The sequence below is a fragment of the Pantoea sp. Pa-EAmG genome (assembly GCF_030024295.1).
Lineage (GTDB): Bacteria > Pseudomonadota > Gammaproteobacteria > Enterobacterales > Enterobacteriaceae > Pantoea > Pantoea dispersa.
In genome coordinates, this window is record NZ_JASEWO010000281.1 from 1 (window position 1) to 3,532 (window position 3,532).

The 3,532-nt window shown below is 53.1% G+C and carries 4 protein-coding genes; 1 reads left to right on the forward strand and 3 read right to left on the reverse strand.

The genetic code is table 11. From position 1 onward, the window contains the following. Positions 1-365, forward strand: a 365-nt coding sequence (gene hns / locus QMM04_RS21545) for a histone-like nucleoid-structuring protein H-NS (RefSeq protein WP_282996997.1), incomplete at its 5' end; no start/stop codon positions are given. Positions 366-463: 98 nt separating this feature from the next. On the opposite strand, the gene QMM04_RS21550 is transcribed toward hns, so the two are convergent. The 3 genes from QMM04_RS21550 to QMM04_RS21560 form a co-directional block, all read right to left on the reverse strand. Further along, complete coding sequence (locus QMM04_RS21550; RefSeq protein ID WP_104186560.1) at positions 464-1,471, reverse strand: NAD-dependent epimerase; 1,008 nt, start codon at positions 1,469-1,471, stop codon at positions 464-466. A gap of 14 nt (positions 1,472-1,485) precedes the next feature. Beyond that, positions 1,486-2,826 carry a UDP-glucose/GDP-mannose dehydrogenase family protein gene (locus QMM04_RS21555; RefSeq protein WP_058757711.1) on the reverse strand — a complete coding sequence of 447 codons (1,341 nt, stop codon included), beginning with the start codon at positions 2,824-2,826 and terminating at the stop codon, positions 1,486-1,488. Between the two features lie 23 nt (positions 2,827-2,849). After that, a partial coding sequence (locus tag QMM04_RS21560) for a sugar phosphate nucleotidyltransferase (protein ID WP_282996998.1) occupies positions 2,850-3,532 on the reverse strand: 683 nt, incomplete at its 5' end.

The following is a 3,532-nucleotide window of genomic DNA, read 5'->3' on the forward strand; positions in this document are numbered from 1 at the left end:
GCGCGCAAGCTCGGGAATGCTCTCTGGAAACACTGGAAGAGATGCTGGAAAAACTTGAGGTTGTGGTGAATGAACGTCGTGAAGAAGAATCTCTTGCCCAGGCGGAAAATGCCGAGCGCAGCCGTAAGCTGGAACAATATCGTGAAATGCTGATGGCAGACGGTATTGATCCAAACGAACTGCTGCAGGCATTAGCTGAAACCAAAGCGCCAGGTAAAGCCAAACGCGCGGCACGTCCGGCGAAGTATGGTTACGTCGACGAGAACGGTGAGAACCGTACCTGGACCGGCCAGGGACGTACGCCAGCCGTGATTAAAAAAGCGATTGAAGAACAAGGTAAACAACTGGACGATTTCCTGCTGTAAGGAACCAGTGCTTCGCAGCATGCCAGCCCTGGCGCTGTGCTCTGTTTTACACCGGGTAAGAAAAAAGGAAGCCGCTGGCTTCCTTTTTTTATCGCGACTTATTGCTGATAGAAGTCGCGGTACCAGTCAACAAAATGCTGCACGCCCTGCTCTACGCTGGTCTGCGGGCGGAAATTTATCGCGTCATACAGCGGCTGGGTGTCTGCACTGGTGCCTAATACATCGCCGGGCTGCATCGGCAGCATATTTTTCTTCGCCTCAATCCCCAGCGCTTTTTCCAGCGACTCAATGTAAGTCATCAGGCTGGTAGGCTGACTATTGCCAATATTGTACACGCGATACGGCGCCGAACTGGTGGCAGGCGAGCCGTTTTCCACCGTCCAGTTTTCATCTGCCTGCGGAATCACGTCCTGCAAACGCACAATCGCTTCGGCAATATCATCAATATAGGTAAAGTCACGTGTCATCTGGCCGCGGTTATACACATCAATCGCGTCACCGGCCAGTATCGCGCGGGTGAACTTAAACAGCGCCATATCCGGACGGCCCCACGGACCATAAACGGTAAAGAAGCGCAATCCGGTGGTAGGTAATTGGTAAAGGTGTGAATAGGTATGCGACATTAATTCGTTGGCTTTTTTCGTCGCAGCATAAAGTGATACCGGATGATCAACGGAATCATCCGTGGAGAACGGCATTTTACGGTTCAGGCCATAAACCGAACTCGATGAAGCATACAGCAGGTGGCCAATCTTATGATGACGGCAACCTTCCAGAATATTTAAGTGACCAATCAGGTTGGCATCAGCGTAGGCGTGCGGATTCTCGATGGAATAGCGAACACCCGCCTGTGCACCTAAATGGATCACACGCGCAAAAGCATACTGTTCAAACAGGGAAGAAATGGCCTGGCGATCTGCCAGGTCCATTTTAAGAAAAGTAAACGCGGGATGTGCGGTAATCTGGTCGAGGCGCGCCTGTTTCAGGCTGACATCGTAGTAATCATTCAGGTTATCGATACCAACAACCTGGTGACCGGCAGCCAGCAAACGCTGACTAACGTGAAAACCAATAAATCCTGCCGCGCCGGTGACCAGAAAATTCATACATCCCTCATTTATTACACAATTTGAATAGACGCTCCGCGGCCGATTGCATAATAAACGAAACCGCGTTTGCTGATACGCTCCGGATCATACAGGTTACGACCATCAAAAATCACGGGTTGTTTTAACGAGGATTTAATCACGTCGAAATCCGGAGCACGGAAGTTCTGCCACTCGGTGCAGATCACCAGACCATCGGCGCCCTGCAGCGCAGCTTCTTTAGTGCCGCACAGCTTCAGATCGTCACGATGACCGTAGATGCGCTGGGCTTCTTCCATCGCTTCCGGATCAAACGCCTGCACCGTTGCGCCTGCCTGCCACAGTGCTTCCATCAGCACACGGCTTGAGGCTTCACGCATGTCGTCGGTGTTCGGTTTGAACGCCAGCCCCCACAGCGCAAACGTCTTGCCACGCAGATCGTCGCCAAAGTGACGTTTAATAAACGTCGGCAGCTTGTTCTTCTGCGAATCGTTGACGTCTTCTACCGCCTGCAACAGGCGCGGGGTGTAGCCGATTGACTCTGCAGTGCGAATCAGCGCCTGCACGTCTTTCGGGAAGCAGGAACCGCCGTAACCACAGCCCGGATAAATAAAGTGATAACCGATGCGTGAATCAGAACCGATGCCCTGACGTACTTTTTCCACGTCAGCACCCAGGCGTTCCGCAAGGTTGGAAATCTCGTTCATGAAGCTGATTTTGGTCGCCAGCATGCAGTTAGCTGCATATTTGGTCAGCTCTGCACTGCGGATATCCATCAGAATCATGCGATCGTGATTACGGTTAAACGGTTCGTACAGTTCACGCAGCAGTTCGACCACTTCATCATTATCGGTGCCCACCACGATACGTTCCGGACGCATGCAATCGTTAACTGCGGCGCCCTCTTTCAGGAACTCCGGGTTGGAGACCACATCGAACGCAATATTGGCATCACGCTGCTTCAGCGTTTCGCTCATCACCGCGCGCACGCGGTCAGCGGTGCCTACCGGTACGGTAGATTTGTCGATGACGACTTTGTGATCGTTCATGTGCTGCGCAATAGTACGCGCAACCGCAGTCACATATTTCAGGTCGGCAGAGCCATCCTCATCCGGCGGCGTGCCCACAGCAATAAACTGCATTACGCCATGGTTTACGCCCTCTTCTGCGTTGGTGCTGAATTTCAGACGCCCCGCTTCATAGTTAGACATAACCAGCGGCGTCAGGCCCGGTTCAAAAATTGGGATGATGCCCTTTTTCAGGCTTTCGACTTTCTTTTCGTCGACATCAATACAGAGAACGTCATGTCCGACTTCGGCCAACACCGCAGCCTGAACCAGACCGACATAGCCGATACCAAATACAGTGACTTTCATTGAATTATCCTGTGTTTAATGAATTACTTTTTGTTGCCTGCAACGCCGTCGAGCCACTGAGCGAAATCTTTGCCCAGCACCGGATGACGCACGCCATACTCAACAAAAGCTTGCATATAACCCAGTTTATTACCGCAGTCGTGGCTCACGCCGGTCAGGTGGTAAGCTTCTACGGTCTCTTTTTCCATCAGCATGGCGATGGAGTCGGTCAGCTGCACTTCGCCGCCGGCACCCGGAGGGGTCTTCGCCAGCAGAGGCCAGATGTCCGCAGACAGCACGTAACGACCTACTACCGCCAGGTTAGATGGCGCTTCCGAGGCTTTTGGCTTCTCAACCACGCCCACCATCGGTGCGCTCTGGCCCGGGGCCAGCTCTGCGCCCTGGCAGTCAACCACGCCGTAAGCGGTGACATCGGCAACTGGCTCAACCATGATCTGGCTGCGACCGCTCTCTTCAAAGCGCGTCAGCATTTCTGCCAGGTTATCTTTGGTTGGGTTAGATTCGTACTCATCAATGATCACGTCTGGCAGAATCACCGCGACTGGCTCATCACCGACCAGCGGATGAGCACACATCACGGCGTGACCGAGGCCCTTGGCGATACCCTGACGTACCTGCATGATGGTAACGTGTGGCGGGCAGATTGACTGGATTTCATCCAGCAGCTGACGCTTCACGCGTTTTTCCAGCATCGCTTCCAGTTCGA

Bases quoted from the DNA above. Each gene is read 5' to 3' on its own strand.
- QMM04_RS21550 (WP_104186560.1), bottom strand. From the start codon at position 1,471: ATGAATTTTCTGGTCACCGGCGCGGCAGGATTTATTGGTTTTCACGTT.
- QMM04_RS21555 (WP_058757711.1), bottom strand. From the start codon at position 2,826: ATGAAAGTCACTGTATTTGGTATCGGCTATGTCGGTCTGGTTCAGGCT.